Here is a 15,798-nt window from a genome sequence, read left to right on the forward strand (position 1 = left end):
TAATTCCCGGTCGGCAGTATGCTGCACGCCGCCGGCTCCGTCGGTGTGGATTACAGCCGTTACTGAACAGTTCCCAGCCGTTACCTGATAGTTCCGTCCATAACGCCGATAATTTTGTCCGTAGCGTTGGTCACATCATCCTCGTCGGGCTGCATGACGTAGACCTGATAATCGCCGGAAGAATAGCAGGTTTCCAGGACACTGGTGCCGTTCACGTTCTGCTTCTTGATTTTCCATTTGTAGCCGCCGTTGACCTGCATCTTCACGAGCTGCTTGATCTGAGAGGCCTCCATGTTAATCTCCATATACTGCTTACAGGAATTCAGGATCGTGGAATAGCGGGAGAGAATCGTTGTGCTCGACGTACATTTGCTGATAATCGCCGACATAACCTTCGCCTGGTCTCTGTTCCTCTGAACGTCCCCATCCTCAAAAGATTTCCGCTCCCTGGCAAAGGCCAGTGCCTTCTTGCCGTCCAGATGATTCTTTCCCTTCCGGAAAGTATACTGCACCGCCATGCCGTGCGTCGTGAACGCATAATCCGAATAGACATCGATACCGCCGATGGCGTCCACGAATCTGCGGACTGTGCTGTAATTCACCTTGACATAATAGTTCATATCGATGCCTGTCAGTTTCTCCACCGCACCGATGGTTTCCTGAATTCCGTAAATCCCCGTATGGGTCAGTTTGTCCGTCGCATTGTCGTAGGACGGAAGCTGGATTTCATAATCCCGGGGAATGGAAGTCAGAAGAACCACATGCGTCCTGGGATTCACAGTGACAATCATATTGACATCGGAGCGGGACATTTCCCTGATACTGCCGCTGGTGTCCAAGCCGCTGACGTAAATATTGAAGGAGTTCTGCGTGACGTCCACCTTCTTCGACAGATCCTTCTGCGAAACGTCGATACGAATCGTATAGATGATACGCGTCTTCGACTTGAAATTGCTGACCTTCTCACACATAGTTTTATACTGTGCCGCGCTGACAAAGACCGATTCGTAGTCGCCCTGCAGCAGCCCGTCGTCCAGTTTGGACAGTGTCTTGATAATCTTATAGGTAATGTTTATACTGCTTGCCAGCTTGTTTTTTGCACTGGAATAATTGCTTTCCGTCGTGAAATACGTTCCTGCAGTTTTGCCGTCCAGATCCTTCAGCTTTTCATATGAGCTGCTTTTCTTCACGATAAGATAGAAATCCTCTGTCTGATTGCCGACATCGGTGACTTCTTTGAAAAAGCTGGAAGTGTCGTTAAGATTAACCATTCCGTAAGCGTACCCGCCCATCAGTGCCACCGACAAAACCAGAGCAACGATTTTCCGGCTCCGGTGTATGTTTTTAAAGTACAGCATCGGGAAGATAAGAAGACTCAGCGCAGCGAGTACTGCCAGAACCTTATACAAAAGATTCGCCGGCAGCATATCCAGACGAAGAATCATTCCGACAAAACCCGCAAGCATCAGGCTGTACAGCACCGACCAGACCTTGCTGAATCGGTTCAGGTATATCCGCCCCCGGGACTCCTTCCGTTCGGTTTCCGCGCCGGTTTCCGCACCTGGAGACCGCTCTGCACTATTCGTTTTATTACGTCTATTCCACATATCAGATCACCATTTCCAACAGATTTCATACATCCGGGCGTCATGCGTCCAGAGGTACCTGTCTTTTCATTCACAGACTCCGCGGCGGCTTCGGCCGCGCCGGTTTCTCCGGTGTCTGCGTTTCATTATACTGGTCTATTCTACTATGATGATCCCCCGGTGTCAATGAGACATAACAAAAGACGCCCGTTTGAGCGTCTTCTGATTATATTCTGATTGTATTTCCCGTTTAATCGGTTCTCTGAAGCCCGGCCGAACGGCCCCGACTTTCCTTTCGCTGTCCGATTACTCGATGATTTCGGTTACAACGCCGGATCCTACGGTTCTTCCGCCTTCTCTGATCGCGAATCTCAGTCCTTCCTCGATAGCGATCGGCGTGATCAGCTTGATCTCCATCACAACGTTATCTCCCGGCATGCACATCTCTGTTCCTTCCGGCAGCTTCAGGTCGCCCGTTACGTCCGTTGTTCTGAAGTAGAACTGCGGTCTGTATCCGTTGAAGAACGGCGTATGACGTCCGCCCTCTTCCTTCTTCAGCACGTATACCTGACCCTTGAACTGTGTGTGCGGGTGAATGCTTCCCGGTGCAGCCAGTACCTGTCCTCTTTCGATTTCGTTTCTCTGTACGCCTCTCAGCAGCGCTCCGATGTTGTCTCCCGTCTCTGCCTCGTCCAGAATCTTACGGAACATCTCTACGCCTGTGACGACTACCTTTCTCTTCTCATCAGACAGTCCGACGATTTCCACCTCGTCTCCGACCTTCAGCACGCCTCTCTCGACTCTTCCGGTCGCTACGGTTCCGCGTCCGGTGATGGAGAATACGTCCTCTACCGGCATCAGGAACGGCTTGTCGTTGTCTCTCTTCGGCTCAGGAATGTAGCTGTCTACCGCTTCCATCAGCTCGACGATCTTGTCTCCCCACTCTCCTGCGGGATCCTCCAGCGCCTTCAGCGCGGATCCTCTGATGATCGGCGTGTCGTCGCCCGGGAAGTCGTACTCGCTCAGCAGCTCTCTGACTTCCATCTCCACCAGGTCCAGCAGCTCCTCATCGTCTACCATGTCACATTTGTTCAGGAATACGATGATGTAAGGAACGCCTACCTGTCTCGACAGCAGGATGTGCTCTCTGGTCTGCGGCATCGGTCCGTCCGTCGCGGCGACAACCAGGATCGCTCCGTCCATCTGCGCAGCTCCGGTGATCATGTTCTTTACATAGTCCGCGTGTCCCGGGCAGTCTACGTGCGCGTAGTGTCTGTTCGGGGTCTCATATTCAACGTGTGCGGAGGAGATGGTGATTCCTCTTTCCTTCTCTTCCGGCGCCTTGTCAATCTGATCGAACTCTACGTCCTCACCCAGGCTGTATCTCTGATGCAGCACCTTGGTGATCGCAGCCGTCAGAGTAGTTTTTCCGTGGTCTACATGGCCGATGGTTCCGATATTGATATGCGGCTTGGTTCTCTCATATTTCTGTTTTGCCATTTCCTTACTCCTTTTACATAACAATAATTTCTCTATTTACAAAAATTGGAGCTGTTGAGCAGATTCGAACTGCCGAACCTCATCCTTACCAAGGATGCGCTCTACCAACTGAGCTACAACAGCCTGTCGCAACATTTAAATCGTACTATATTTTTCGCCGGTTGTCAATTCATTTTATGTTAAAATTCCCGCGAAAATCCCGTTAAAATTCAGCGTCACGCCGGCTCCGGAAATCACCCCCGCAGATACGCGCTGAGTTTCTTCTTTATCCGCTGAATCGCATTGTCGATGGACTTCGGCGTTTTTCCCAGCCGCTCCGCGATCTCCCGGTAGGAAAGTCCCTGCAGCAGCGCCGTCCAGACTTTGTTCTCCAGAGGGCTGAACACATGCACGCCGTCCGCCTCCAGGCGCTCCACCAGGTCGGACGCCAGCGCAACCTTTTCCGGGTCCATGTCCTCCGCCGCCGCAATCCGGTCGATGAGCGGCGCACCATCTTCGTCATCCGCCGGCTCCCGGTCGTTCAGAGACAGCGCATCGTTCAGAATCTGATGTTTCTTGCGGTTCGCACCTTCAATCGCGGACAGGATCTGCCGCGTGACACACATGTCGGCAAACGTCCGAAAGGACGCTCCGCCGGCTCCGTCGTAATCCCGGATCGCCTTGAAGAGTCCGATCATTCCCTCCTGAATCACATCCTCATTGTCGCCGCCCGCGATGAAATAGCTCTTCGCCTTGTTCCGGGCAAGCGCCTTATACTTCTGTATCAGATATTCCTCTGCGGTGCGGCTTCCCTCGTGCGCCATCTGCACCAGCTCCTCGTCCCGCAGAATGTTCAGATCATTTTCCATCTCTCTGTTTCCTGACCTCATACATTAAAACCGCCGCTGCATTGGACGCGTTCAGGGAGGTGATTTTCCCCACCATGGGAATCGAAACCGCAAAGTCGCACTTCTCCCTGACCAGCCGGCTGATACCGCGTCCCTCGCTGCCGATGACCAGCGCCACCGGACCCGTCAGGTCCTGCTTCCAGTACGTCTCGCCGTCCATATCGCAGGCGTAGACCCAGATCCCTTTCTTCTTCAGCTCCTCCAGCGTCCGGGGAATATTGGTCACCCGCGCGCAGGGCAGATATTCCACAGCCCCCGCAGAGGTTCTGGCAACCGTTTCCGTCAGTCCGCCGGCCCGCCTCCGGGAGATAATCACTCCGTGAGCCCCGGCACATTCCGCCGTCCGCATCACCGCGCCCAGATTGTGGGGGTCCTCCAGCTCGTCCAGAACAATCAGGAAGGGCGGTTCACCCCGTTGCTCCGCCAGCGCCAGCATATCCTCCACGCCGGCGTATTCGTGCGCGGACACAAAGGCAATCACGCCCTGATGCCGCCCGCCCCCGGCTTTTTTGTCCAGAAACTCCTTCTCTTCATATCGGATGATTACGCCCCGCTCCTTTGCCAGGGACAAAATCCTGCCCACCGAGCCTCCGGCTCCCTTCTGAATCAGAACGCGTTCCATCTCTCTGCCGCTCTTCAGCGCCTCCGCGACCGGATTGCGGCCGATAATCATATCAGTCTTTTTTTCTTTCATATTTTACGAAACGGTACCGAATCCCGTTTTCCTCCATTTCCCCGCTCTGCCGGGTGATCTGAAACGCGGGGTCCATGTCCAGGTTCCGGAACCGGCGGTCCGCCGGGAATTCCGCGTCGATCTTTGTGATATAAACCGTATCACACCAGGGCAGAAGCTGCGCGTAGACGTCCGCGCCGCCGATGACAAAGGCGTCCGGATCATCCTTTGCTGCCGCCCGGAGCTCGTCCAGATTATGGCACACCGTATCCACCCGATCTGCCGTGAAATCCCGCCGGGTGGTGAGCACGATGTTGCGCCGCCCCGGCAGTCCCCGTTTCCCCGGAAGGCTCTCCAGCGTCGCTCTGCCCATGATCACCGTATGCCCCAGCGTAGTCTGCTTGAAATATTTCAGATCTCCGGACAGATGACATAACAGCTGTCCTTTGTTGCCTATGCCCCAGTTCCTGTCCGCGGCAAGAATCATGTTCATATCGCCACCTCGATTTCGTGACGGAAATCCTCATATTCATAGCCGTCCAGACGGAAGCTGTCCCGGCTGAACTCATAGAAATCCTTCACTTCCGGATCGATCCACAGCTTCGGCGCCTCATGCTGCCTGCCGGCTGTCATTTCCCGGACGATCTCCACGTGCCGGTCATAGATGTGGGCGTTGGCGATCACGTGAACCAGCTCTCCCGGGCGGAATCCGTAAGCGGACGCCATCGCATAGACGATCAGCGCGTACTGCACCACATTCCAGTTGTTGGCGGTGAGCATATCCTGGGAGCGCTGGTTGAGCACAGCGTTCAGACGGTTTCCGATCACCGTGAAGGTCATGGAATAGGCGCAGGGATACAGCGCCATCTCCGACAGATCATGATGATTGTACATGTTCGTCAGGATGCGCCGGGAGCCCGGGTCGTTCTTCAGGCTCCAGATCACCCGGTCTACCTGATCCATATCCCCCTCCGGATAATGGTGCTTCACCCCCATCTGATAGCCGTAAGCCTTGCCGATGGAGCCGTTCTCATCTGCCCATTCGTCCCAGACATGGCCGGACAGGTCACGGATGTTGCTGGATTTCTTCTGCCAGATCCAGGAAATCTCATCCCAGGCACTTTTCCAGTAGGTGCGGCGCAGCGTGATGATCGGAAACTCGCGGCTCAGATCATAGCGGTTCACCAGGCCGAACAGAGCGATGGTGTGCGCCGGGGTGCCGTCCGCCCAGTGGGGACGGACATCCAGATCCCGGTCGGAAACGCCGTGCTCCAGAATATCGTTTATGTTCTGCACGAACACTTTGTCTGCGTAACTCATTCTCTTCCTTCCTCGATGAGACGGATGGCCCGCGCGATGACCTCGTCGCACCGTTCTTTGTTCCCGGACAGATACAGATATCCCACCAGCGCCTCAAGACCCGTCGCCAGCTTGTAGTCGATGGGGGTGGAGCCCCGCGGCTTCGACGTTCTGGTATGGTTGCGGGCACGCTTCAGCAGCCGCAGTTCCTCCTCCGTCAGAAAATCCTCCATCAGACCGCGGGCAGCCAGAGCCTGGGCGTCTGCTTTCACAAAGGATATCGCCATGCGGTTGATCCGGTCCACCCGGACGCCGCCGCGCTCCATCACGTATTCCCGGACATATAATTCATAGACGGCGTCGCCTATGTAGGCCAGCGCCGTCGTATTGCTCAGTTTAGAATCGACTTCCATCCTCATGACTCCCGGATGATCTGCACGCCCTGAGGGGTGTCCTTCAGCGTGATGCCGCGGGCCTTCAGCTCATCACGGATTGCGTCCGCCCTGGCGAAATCCTTCGCCTTCCTGGCCGCCTGCCGTTCATCCACCAGCTTCTGAATCTCCGGATCGACGCTCTCGTCCTCTTCCTCCTGAAGAAGTCCCAGAATGTCACAGAATTCCATCAGCGTTTCCAGCGCTTTTCCGGCAAAGGCGACGGTGGCGCCGCCGGCGATCTGCGTGTTGATGGCGGTAATCAGCTCGAATACAGCGCTGATGCCGTCTGCGGTGTTCAGATCGTCATCCATGGCCCGGATGAACTTCTGCCGGTATTCGTCAAAGCCCTCCGCGGTCTTCTTCTCCTCCGGCGTCATTTCTCCCGCGCTGCCGTTTTCGCGAAGGAAGATCAGGTTTTCCTTGCAGTTGCGCATGCGCTCCAGGCTCGCCCTCGCCTGTTTCATCAGCTCCTCGCTGAAGTCAATGGGGCTCCTGTACTGACCGGAGAGCAGGAAGAAACGAATTTCCTCGCCGCTGTACTCCTTGCGGATATCTCTGACCGTGAAGAAATTCCCTTTGGATTTGGACATCTTCTGACGGTCCATCGTGATATACGCATTGTGCATCCAGTAGTGCGCGAACGGCGCGCCGTTGCAGCACTCCGACTGGGCGATCTCGTTCTCGTGATGAGGGAACTGGAGGTCCTGTCCGCCCGCGTGGATGTCGATGGTATCTCCCAGGTGTTTCTTCGCCATGGCGGAGCACTCGATGTGCCAGCCCGGGCGGCCCATGCCCCAGGGAGATTCCCAGGCAATCTCATCATCCTGCTTCTGCGCCTTCCACAAAGCAAAATCCAGCGGATCCTTCTTGACCTCGCCGACGGCGATTCTGGCCCCGGATTCCAGATCGTCAATGTTCTGTCCGGACAGCTTCCCGTACTCCGGGAACTTCCTCGTCGAGAAATAGACGTCTCCGTCCGCCTCGTAGGCGTATCCTCTGTCGATCAGCGTCTGGATGAAGCTGATGATGTCGGGGATGTGTTCGGAAACTCTGGGGTGGGCATCCGCCTTCCGGACGTTCAGCGCCTTCGTGTCCGTGAAGTATTCCCGGATATATTTCTCCGCGATTTCCGGCGCGGTGCAGCCCTCTTCACGGGCGCGGTTGATGATTTTGTCATCCACGTCGGTGAAGTTCTGCACGTACTTTACTTTGTAGCCCCGGTATTCCAGATATTTCCGCATGGTGTCGAAGACCACCAGCGGACGGGCGTTTCCGATGTGGAAGAAATTGTATACGGTGGGGCCGCAGACGTACATGGAAATCTCGCCCTCGCGAATGGGAACCAGTTCCTCTTTTCTTCTCGTTAATGTGTTGTATACCTTCATTTGTTTCACTCCCGGAAAATTATTCTACCGTAATTGTCTTAATCACGATGGGGTCTACCGGCTTGTCCATATAGTCCCGCTCTGCCTTCGCGATCTCCTGTGCGATCTCCATGCCCTCCAGGATCTTCCCGAAAGCCGCGTACTCGCCGTCCAGATGAGGCGCGTCCGCAACCATGATGAAGAACTGGGAGCCCGCAGAATCGGGATCCATCGTTCTGGCCATGGACAGGACGCCGGTGGTGTGCTTCAGATCATTTTTGACGCCGTTGGATGCGAACTCGCCCTTGATGGTGTGTCCGGGTCCTCCGGTGCCGTTGCCGTTGGGACAGCCTCCCTGGATCATGAATCCCGGAATGACGCGGTGAAACGTCAGCCCGTCGTAAAATCCGTCGCCTGCCAGCTTCTCGAAGTTCTCCACTGTAATGGGCGCAATATCGTCATACAGCTCGCCCTTCATGACTCCGCCGTTTTCCATTTCAATCGTTACTGTCTTCATACTTCTCTTCCTTTCTTGTCCTTCATATATCCCTTCGGATCGTAAGGCTCTCTCAGTTTGTAATACGCACGGCCGTCCACGTCCTCCTCAAGGACATCCCAGACCTCGTCGTTAAGGAACCGCGGATACAGGTGCTCCAGCGTCCCGATTTCCTCCCGGCTCATGAACCGGACCTCCCGAAGAATCTGACGGGTTTCCGGAAGTTCCGGATCCCAGCCCAGTTCCAGCTCTCCGCCGATGATTTCTCCGATCATATAGTTGACAAAGCGCTGTCCGCGCTGAGGTGATACTTCCTCTACATGCCAGGCGACTCCGGTGATCCGGATGTCCAGATGCGTCTCCTCCTTCACCTCGCGAACCGCCGCCTGAATGGAATTCTCACCATCTTCAATAGCGCCTCCCGGCACCATCCAGATATCCTTATCCTCGTGATGCTGTCTGAGCATCAGAAGTTCGTTGTTCTCATTGACAATCAGTACTCGTACTCCGCCTACCCACATAAAAACGCTCCTATCACGCCGGCTCCCAGCACGATGATTACGGGGCTGATCTTCAGCTTCCCCACCAGCACGACGCTGGCGATTCCGATGATAATCGGCACCGGCGCCAGAGATGTGAACGCAGTCTGTCCCATGAAGATCACCGCTGCGCCGATCAGGCCCACAGTCACGGGACGGATCCCGGTAAACGCGCCCTCGACGGCCCGGCTCTCCTTAAATTTACTGATAAAGCAGCAGCATATGATGACCAGAATGAAGGACGGCAGCGCCGTCGCGAAGGTCGCCACCAGCGCCCCCGGAACGCCTGCGCAGTTGTAGCCCACATACGTCGCCGCGTTAATCGCCAGTGGTCCCGGCGTCACCTGCGAGATAGCCACCAGGTTGGAAAATTCCCCGGCGTCCATCAGCTGAAACTCCTTCGCGCCCTGATAGATCATCGGGAGCATGGCCATGCCTCCGCCGAAGCCGAACAGCCCTATACGGGCGAACACGCAGAACAGCTTCAGGTAAATCATTTCCCTCCACCTGCCTTTCCGCTCTTCCGTGTCTTCACCGCCTCGCCGATCAGGCCCAGAGCAATCCCCGCGAGGATGGCGTATACGGCGTTGAAGCCGAAGCAGGCGATCGCAGCAAAGGACCCGGCGGCGAGTATCCAGGCAAAGGCGCTCTTCAGAACCTGCCGTCCCACCTTGTACGCCGAATACGCGATCAGACCTGTGGCCGCCGCCTTGATTCCGGCAAGCGCTCCGCTGATATACCGGCTGTCACCGACGCCGTGCAGAAACTCCACGACCGCGATGATGATGCAGAAGCTGGGGAGAACTACGCCGAATGTCGCCACCAGCGCTCCGGGGATTCCTTTCTTGTAATGCCCGATATATGTCGCCATATTGATGGCGATTACGCCGGGGAGACCCTGACTCACCGCGATGCAGTCCACGATCTCCTCCTCATTCATCCAGTGCTTCTGATCCACAATGATGCCCTGCATCAGCGGAATCATCGCCATACCTCCGCCGATGGTGAACAGTCCGAGCTTGAAAAAAGTCCAGAACAGTTCCAGATACATATTCCTTCCACCGGTCTCTTTTTCTTCCATCGGCTTCACTGCCCTCTGCGCTCCGCATTAATCAGACCGACGGCTTCCGCAATCGCATCCTGTACGGTCAGCTCTCTCCGATCCTTCTCGCGACGCAGCTTGTACTCTACTTTTCCTTCTCCCGCCAGCTTTCCGACGGTGATGCGTACCGGGATTCCCATCAGATCCGCGTCCTTGAATTTAACTCCGGGGCGCTCTCTGCGGTCGTCCAGCAGCGTTTCCACGCCGGCCTGCTGCAGCTCCGCATAAATCTGCTCCGCCACAGCCGTCTGTGTCTCGTCCGCCGGCTTCACCAGAGTGACGATCACATGGTACGGCGCGACGCTCACCGGCCAGATGATTCCGTCCTCGTCATGATGCTGCTCCACAACCGCGGCCAGCGTTCTGGTCACGCCGATTCCGTAGCAGCCCATCACAACAGGCTTCTCCTGCTGGTTCTCATCAACGTACCTGGCGTTCATGGACTCCGAGTATTTGGTACCCAGCTTGAAGATCTGTCCCACCTCGATTCCTCTCGTGTGTCTGACGGGTGCGCCGCAGACCGGGCAGGGATCTCCCTCCTTCAGTGTTTTCAGGTCTGTGACGATATCTCCGGTGTAATCTCTTCCATAATTGACATTGATGAAGTGATGATCCTCCTCACAGGCCCCGGCGCAGAGATTCTTCAGCCCCGGCAGCTCGCTGTCCACCACGACGGTGCAGTCATGCAGTCCGATGGGTCCGGTGAATCCGCCGACACAGCCTGTCGCCGCACCCATCTTCTCCTCGTCCGCGAACTCGATCTGGTGCTCTGCGATGCCCAGAGCGTTGACCAGCTTGGTCATATTCAGCTCCCGGTCGCCGCGTACAAAGGCAGCCGTGTATCCGTTTTCTCTGCCTTCTCCGTCGTACGTGACAAAGAGCAGCGCCTTGATGGTCTGCGTCGTGTCCAGCTTCAGATAGTCTGCGACCTCTTCAATGGTCTTTGTTCCCGGCGTATACACCTTCTCCAGCGGAAGCGGCTCTGTCTCTTCCTGCGCCGGCGCGTCCACGCACGCCGCACGCTCTGTCGTCGCCGCCATCCCGCATTTGTCACAGTAGGCAATCTCGCTCTCGCCGATCTCGGACAGCGCCGTGAACTCGTGGGAATTGCTTCCGCCGATGGCGCCGGTGTCCGCCTCTACCGGGCGACAGTCCAATCCGCACCTCTGAAAGATTCTGGTATAGGCGTCGTACATCAGTCCGTAGCTGCGATCCAGTCCCTCTGCATCCGTATCGAAGGAGTAGCAGTCCTTCATGATAAATTCACGGCTGCGGATCAGTCCGAAACGGGGTCTCGCCTCATCCCTGTATTTGGTCTGAATCTGATACAGCATCAGGGGCATCTGCCGGTAGGAGGAGATGTCATTGCGGATCAGATCCGTAAAAACCTCCTCATGAGTCGGTCCGAGGCAGAAGTCTCTGCCGTTGCGATCCTTAATTCTCCACAGCTCCGGTCCATACGCATTCCAGCGCCCGGACTCCTCCCAGAGCTCCGCCGGCTGAATCGCCGACATGCAGATTTCCTGCGCGCCGCTGGCGTCCATTTCCTCCCGGACGATCTGTTCGATTTTCCGAACCGAGCGCCAGCCCATATTCATAAAGCCGTAGACTCCGGACACCTGTTTCCGGATCATTCCGGAACGCAGAAGCAGAACGTGACTCGGAATTTCCGCCTCGTTGGGAACCTCCCGCAGTGTCCTGAGATGCATTTGTGATAGTCTCATTTTTCCTCCAGTTATAACATCTTGTAGTCGTTTATGTTCTTTTCCACGAGGAGACACACGGCCTCCGCGGCGATGCCCTCGCCCCGGCCGGTGAATCCCAGTTTCTCCGTGGTCGTCGCCTTGACGCTGATCCGATCCGTCGGAACGCCGATTGACGATGCGATGTTCCGTCTCATTTCCTCAATGTAATCCGCCAGCCTTGGCCGCTGGCAGATCACGGTGATGTCCGCGTTTCCGAGCGCATATCCCTCCGCATCCGCGAGAGCCGTTACCCGCTCCAGAAGCTTCAGACTGGAAATACCCTCATATTCCGGATCGGTATCCGGAAAGTGCTTTCCGATGTCCCCCAGGGCCGCCGCCCCGAGAATGGCGTCCATCAGCGCGTGAACCGGCACATCCGCGTCGGAATGTCCGGCAAGTCCCCATCCGCAGGGAATTTCCACACCTCCCAGAATCAGTTTGCGGTCCGCCGCGATTCCGTGAACGTCAAAGCCTGTTCCAATTCTCATCAGCGCCTCCATTTCTGCGTTTCCGCCGCATCGCAATTCATTCCGAAGAGCGGAGCGCTGTGCTCCGGCAGCTTCGTCAGCCGTTTTTCAGCCGGCCGAAGATCATTCTTCCCGCCGACGTCTGCAGCACGCTGGTTACGCGAATCTTCGCCGTTTTGCCGATCATTCTCCGCCCGTCTTCCGCCACGATCATAGTGCCGTCGTCCAGATAGCCGATTCCCTGATGAGGATCCTTGCCCTGCTTCACCAGATCCACGGTCATCTCCTCACCCGGCAGAACCACCGGTTTCAGACAGTTCGCAAGCTTGTTGATGTTCAGCACTCCCACATCGTTAATCGCCGCCACCTTGTTCAGATTGTAATCGTTCGTCACGACCTTGCCGTTCATGATCTGCGCCAGCTTCAGCAGCTTCACATCCACTTCCGGAATCTCCTTCAGCGACTTCTCGCTGTCGGTATTATAGATCTCCACGCCGTATTCCGTCTGAATCTTCTTCAGAATATCCAGACCGCGCCTGCCCCGCACCCGTTTCAGCGAATCCGACGAATCCGCGATATGGCGCAGTTCCACCAGAACGAACTCCGGTATCACGATGGGTCCTTCCAGAAATCCGGTGCTCAGAATATCCGCGATCCGTCCGTCGATGATTACGCTGGTGTCCAGAATCTTGGGTATCTCCGCGCTTTTCTTCCGTCCCCGGCTCTGCTTCGCCGGCTGCTCCTGCTGCGTCCTGCGGGCAAGCAGCGCGCTGGAATACAGCTCTGATCCCTTGCTGGACGCGATTACCACGCCCAGGAACCCGAACACGCCGTAGGCGATGATCACAATCACTGCGTACACATATTTGTTAACGATAAAGGTGAACATCTGCGTCAGCAGAAAAGCGATCAGAAGCCCCATGATCAGACCGACGGCACCGGCGAAAATTCTGTTGCCGGAGACGCCCTGAAGGTCATGCTCGATGTTGCTTGCGACTTTGCTTCCCTGCCGCCCGAAAGAGGGCGCCAGCTTGAAGAATAAAAGGGCGAAAATAATGGCGAATACGACGGCGATACCTATCTGCTGCGTGTCCGTGAACATCCGGTCCACATTCTGGCCCGTACTGTTCATGGCGAATTTAATCAGAGCGCAGACGGCATAGCCAAAAATGGCGCCGAATATCGTCACCAGTCCTCGAAACAATTTTTTGAGCATATCTCTTCCTCCTTCCCCCCCGATTTCGGTTTCCGCAGCGGCAGAACACGGTTCGGCCGGTTTTCTGCGCACGCAGCTCCCGATAATAGATAGTATAATCCATGCCACCTCGAAGCGTCAAGGGTGCGAACGGGTCGCGACTTTAAATTTCAGTCCTTTTATGATAGAATCATTATGTAGTATTCATCAGAAATACACACATGAAATATAGTATAGAGCAAAGAATGATTTTGGAAGCAGGAGGAGGAACTCTTATGTATAAGCTACTTGTTGTGGACGACGAACCGAAAATCCGTGAGGTCATCCGGGAATACGCTGAATTCAACGGTTACGAGGTCACCGAGGCGGCCGACGGAATGAGCGCGGTGGGTCTGGTCAAACTCAACGATTACGATCTGGTCATCCTCGACATCATGATGCCGAAGCTGGACGGATTCTCCGCATGCAAGGAGATAAAAAAGATCAAGGATGTCCCCGTCATCATGCTCTCCGCACGCGGCGAAGAGTATGACAAGCTTTTCGGCTTTGAGCTGGGCATCGACGACTATGTGGTGAAACCCTTCAGCCCCAAGGAGCTGATGGCGCGCATCAACGTGGTGCTGGCCCGCAGAAACGCAGCGCCCCAGACCAGGAGCGACGTGCTGAAATTCGGCGGTCTGGAAATCAACATCGCAGCCCGTACCGTCTCCGTCGACGGGGAGCGTATCGAGCTCACGCCCAAGGAGTACGACCTCCTCTTCTACCTGATCGAAAACCGCAACATCGCCCTGTCCAGAGACAAGCTGCTTTCCGACATCTGGGGCTACGACTTTTTCGGCGATGACAGAACCATCGACACCCACATCAAGAACCTGCGGAACGCTCTGGGTCCCTACCGTGACTATATCGTCACCCTGAGAGGCGTCGGCTACAAATTTGAATATGACGAATAATCTTTTCAGAAAAAAATTTGATTTTAAAAGCATTAAATTCCGGCTGTGGATCGCATTCATCGGGTTCGCGCTGATTTTAATCCTGCTGATCTGGTGTCTGCAGATCTTCTTCCTGAACACCTACTATGCTGGAATGAAGAAGGCGCAGACCACTGAGATCTTCAGCGATATCCAGGAGACCTTTGTCGCGAGCGAATACGACTCCGCAACGCTGAAGAAAAAAATCGCCGCAGAGTCGGCCAGCAACGATCTGTCGATCTACGTCATCGATCTCAGCAGCGGCGAATTTCTGATTCAGCAGGATTCCGACGAGCAGAGCGAGGAAACCCCCGGACTCTCTATGCGCTATTCCAAGGAGCTGGCAGAGCTCAACACACGGCTCTCCCACAGCCCGCTGGACAAGGCGACGCTGGAGGCGAGCTCCTCTCACTCCTCAAAGCGCCAGATCATCGGGTACGCCAGCTACCTCAAGGATTCCAGCGGCGAAAACGCATACGCCATGTATATCTTCGCGCCTCTGGTGCCGGTAAGGTCCACCGTGCTGATCCTGCGCTCCCAGCTCGTCTACATCACGATTATCTCCATCATCCTGGCACTGGCACTGGCACTCTATCTCTCCAACCGCATATCCCGCCCGATCAAGGCCATCACCAGCTCCGCGGCGAAGATGGGAAAGGGCGATTACAGCGTCAAATTCCGCGGCGGACAGTATTCCGAAATCAACGAGCTGGCAGAGACGCTGACCCGTGCGGAGGGCGAACTGGAAAAAACCGATATGTATCAAAAGGATCTTATCGCCAACGTTTCCCACGATCTGCGGACGCCGCTGACCATGATCAAATCCTATGCGGAGATGATCAGGGATCTGTCCGGGGACAATCCGCCCAAGCGGAACGCTCATCTCAGCGTCATCATTGAGGAGACCGACCGCCTGAACAATCTGGTCAACGATATGCTGAATCTGTCGCGGATGCAGTCGCGTAAGGTAGTCCTCGACATGAGTCACTTCGACCTGCAGGAGACAGCGGAATCTCTGGTGGCCTCCTACGATATTCTCCGGGAGAGCGACGGTTATCACATCCGGTTCAAATGTGAAGGCGGCCCCTTCCTGATCCACGGCGACGAGGCCAAGATCAAGCAGGTTATCAACAACCTGGTAAACAACGCCATCAAATACTGCGGCAAAGACAAGGTCGTGCTGATCAAACTGCGCAGGAACGGAAAATACGCCCGCTTCTCCGTCACCGATCACGGACAGGGCATCGCTCCCGATGAGCTCCCTCACGTATGGGAACGCTACTACAAATCCAGCACCCACCACGTCCGTTCCACCGAGGGCAGCGGTCTGGGGCTCTCCATCGTCAAGGAGATTCTCGTCCTGCACAAAGCCCGGTTCGATGTGGAATCGACACTGGGCAAAGGCAGTACCTTCTGGTTCGAACTGCCTCTGGACAAGTCCAGACAATCCGCCCCCGCAGGGCCGACATTAAACGACCGGCGATAACCGCCGGCCGGTCCGACGCAGTTACCGGGATATACCTGAATCCATTTCGCAATC

17 protein-coding genes and 1 tRNA gene are annotated in these 15,798 nt (G+C 55.7%); 2 read left to right on the forward strand and 16 right to left on the reverse strand.

Going from position 1 to position 15,798, the window contains the following annotated elements; genetic code table 11:
• Positions 1–80: 80 nt before the first annotated feature.
• The 16 genes from BHK98_RS06915 to BHK98_RS06990 all read right to left on the reverse strand — a co-directional run bounded on the left by BHK98_RS06915 (position 81) and on the right by BHK98_RS06990 (position 13,308).
• A complete protein-coding gene (locus BHK98_RS06915; RefSeq protein WP_075712796.1) occupies positions 81–1,607 on the reverse strand; it encodes an LCP family protein in 1,527 nt (508 codons plus the stop codon).
• Positions 1,608–1,892: 285 nt separating this feature from the next.
• A complete protein-coding gene (tuf, locus tag BHK98_RS06920) occupies positions 1,893–3,086 on the reverse strand; it encodes an elongation factor Tu (RefSeq protein ID WP_075712785.1) in 1,194 nt (397 codons plus the stop codon).
• A gap of 46 nt (positions 3,087–3,132) precedes the next feature.
• Positions 3,133–3,209 (reverse strand) — tRNA-Thr (locus BHK98_RS06925).
• A 110-nt stretch (positions 3,210–3,319) separates the two neighbouring features.
• Positions 3,320–3,934 carry an RNA polymerase sporulation sigma factor SigH gene (gene sigH / locus BHK98_RS06930; protein WP_158024472.1) on the reverse strand — a complete coding sequence of 205 codons (615 nt, stop codon included), beginning with the start codon at positions 3,932–3,934 and terminating at the stop codon, positions 3,320–3,322.
• On the reverse strand, positions 3,924–4,646 hold the full coding sequence (gene rlmB / locus BHK98_RS06935; protein ID WP_245796842.1) for a 23S rRNA (guanosine(2251)-2'-O)-methyltransferase RlmB: 723 nt from the start codon (positions 4,644–4,646) through the stop codon (positions 3,924–3,926). The genes sigH and rlmB overlap by 11 nt, the downstream gene beginning before the upstream one ends.
• A 1-nt stretch (position 4,647) precedes the next feature.
• On the reverse strand, positions 4,648–5,139 hold the full coding sequence (locus tag BHK98_RS06940; RefSeq protein ID WP_075712801.1) for a dihydrofolate reductase: 492 nt from the start codon (positions 5,137–5,139) through the stop codon (positions 4,648–4,650).
• Positions 5,136–5,966 (reverse strand): thymidylate synthase, encoded by an 831-nt coding sequence (gene thyA, locus BHK98_RS06945; RefSeq protein WP_075712803.1) that lies wholly within the window; start codon positions 5,964–5,966, stop codon positions 5,136–5,138. Before thyA ends, BHK98_RS06940 begins: the two co-directional genes overlap by 4 nt.
• Positions 5,963–6,358 carry a Mini-ribonuclease 3 gene (locus tag BHK98_RS06950; RefSeq protein ID WP_075712805.1) on the reverse strand — a complete coding sequence of 132 codons (396 nt, stop codon included), beginning with the start codon at positions 6,356–6,358 and terminating at the stop codon, positions 5,963–5,965. The genes thyA and BHK98_RS06950 overlap by 4 nt, the downstream gene beginning before the upstream one ends.
• Positions 6,359–6,360: 2 nt before the next feature.
• Complete coding sequence (gene cysS / locus BHK98_RS06955) at positions 6,361–7,764, reverse strand: cysteine--tRNA ligase (protein WP_075712807.1); 1,404 nt, start codon at positions 7,762–7,764, stop codon at positions 6,361–6,363.
• Between the two features lie 19 nt (positions 7,765–7,783).
• Positions 7,784–8,260 (reverse strand): peptidylprolyl isomerase, encoded by a 477-nt coding sequence (locus BHK98_RS06960; RefSeq protein WP_075712809.1) that lies wholly within the window; start codon positions 8,258–8,260, stop codon positions 7,784–7,786.
• Positions 8,257–8,760 (reverse strand): NUDIX domain-containing protein, encoded by a 504-nt coding sequence (locus tag BHK98_RS06965; protein ID WP_075712811.1) that lies wholly within the window; start codon positions 8,758–8,760, stop codon positions 8,257–8,259. Before BHK98_RS06965 ends, BHK98_RS06960 begins: the two co-directional genes overlap by 4 nt.
• Positions 8,751–9,275, reverse strand: coding sequence for a chromate transporter (locus BHK98_RS06970; protein WP_075712813.1), 525 nt, complete (start codon positions 9,273–9,275; stop codon positions 8,751–8,753). The genes BHK98_RS06965 and BHK98_RS06970 overlap by 10 nt, the downstream gene beginning before the upstream one ends.
• The gene (locus BHK98_RS06975) at positions 9,272–9,859 is read right to left on the reverse strand and encodes a chromate transporter (RefSeq protein WP_143404554.1); all 588 of its coding nucleotides are present in this window, start codon (positions 9,857–9,859) and stop codon (positions 9,272–9,274) included. Before BHK98_RS06975 ends, BHK98_RS06970 begins: the two co-directional genes overlap by 4 nt.
• Before the next feature lie 5 nt (positions 9,860–9,864).
• Entirely contained in the window at positions 9,865–11,604 is a 1,740-nt protein-coding gene (locus tag BHK98_RS06980) for a proline--tRNA ligase (protein WP_075712815.1), read from the reverse strand.
• Between the two features lie 11 nt (positions 11,605–11,615).
• Entirely contained in the window at positions 11,616–12,113 is a 498-nt protein-coding gene (gene ispF, locus BHK98_RS06985) for a 2-C-methyl-D-erythritol 2,4-cyclodiphosphate synthase (RefSeq protein ID WP_075715048.1), read from the reverse strand.
• Between the two features lie 76 nt (positions 12,114–12,189).
• Positions 12,190–13,308 carry a PIN/TRAM domain-containing protein gene (locus tag BHK98_RS06990; protein ID WP_075712816.1) on the reverse strand — a complete coding sequence of 373 codons (1,119 nt, stop codon included), beginning with the start codon at positions 13,306–13,308 and terminating at the stop codon, positions 12,190–12,192.
• Positions 13,309–13,562: 254 nt separating this feature from the next.
• On the opposite strand from BHK98_RS06990, the gene BHK98_RS06995 reads away from it, so the two are divergent.
• Positions 13,563–14,240, forward strand: coding sequence for a response regulator transcription factor (locus BHK98_RS06995; protein ID WP_075712818.1), 678 nt, complete (start codon positions 13,563–13,565; stop codon positions 14,238–14,240).
• Positions 14,230–15,744, forward strand: a complete 1,515-nt coding sequence (locus BHK98_RS07000) for a sensor histidine kinase (RefSeq protein WP_075712820.1) — start codon at positions 14,230–14,232, stop codon at positions 15,742–15,744. Before BHK98_RS06995 ends, BHK98_RS07000 begins: the two co-directional genes overlap by 11 nt.
• The last annotated feature ends 54 nt before the right edge of the window (positions 15,745–15,798 follow it).

It is taken from the genome of Hornefia porci, assembly GCF_001940235.1.
Classification (GTDB): Bacteria; Bacillota; Clostridia; order Peptostreptococcales; family Anaerovoracaceae; genus Aminicella; species Aminicella porci.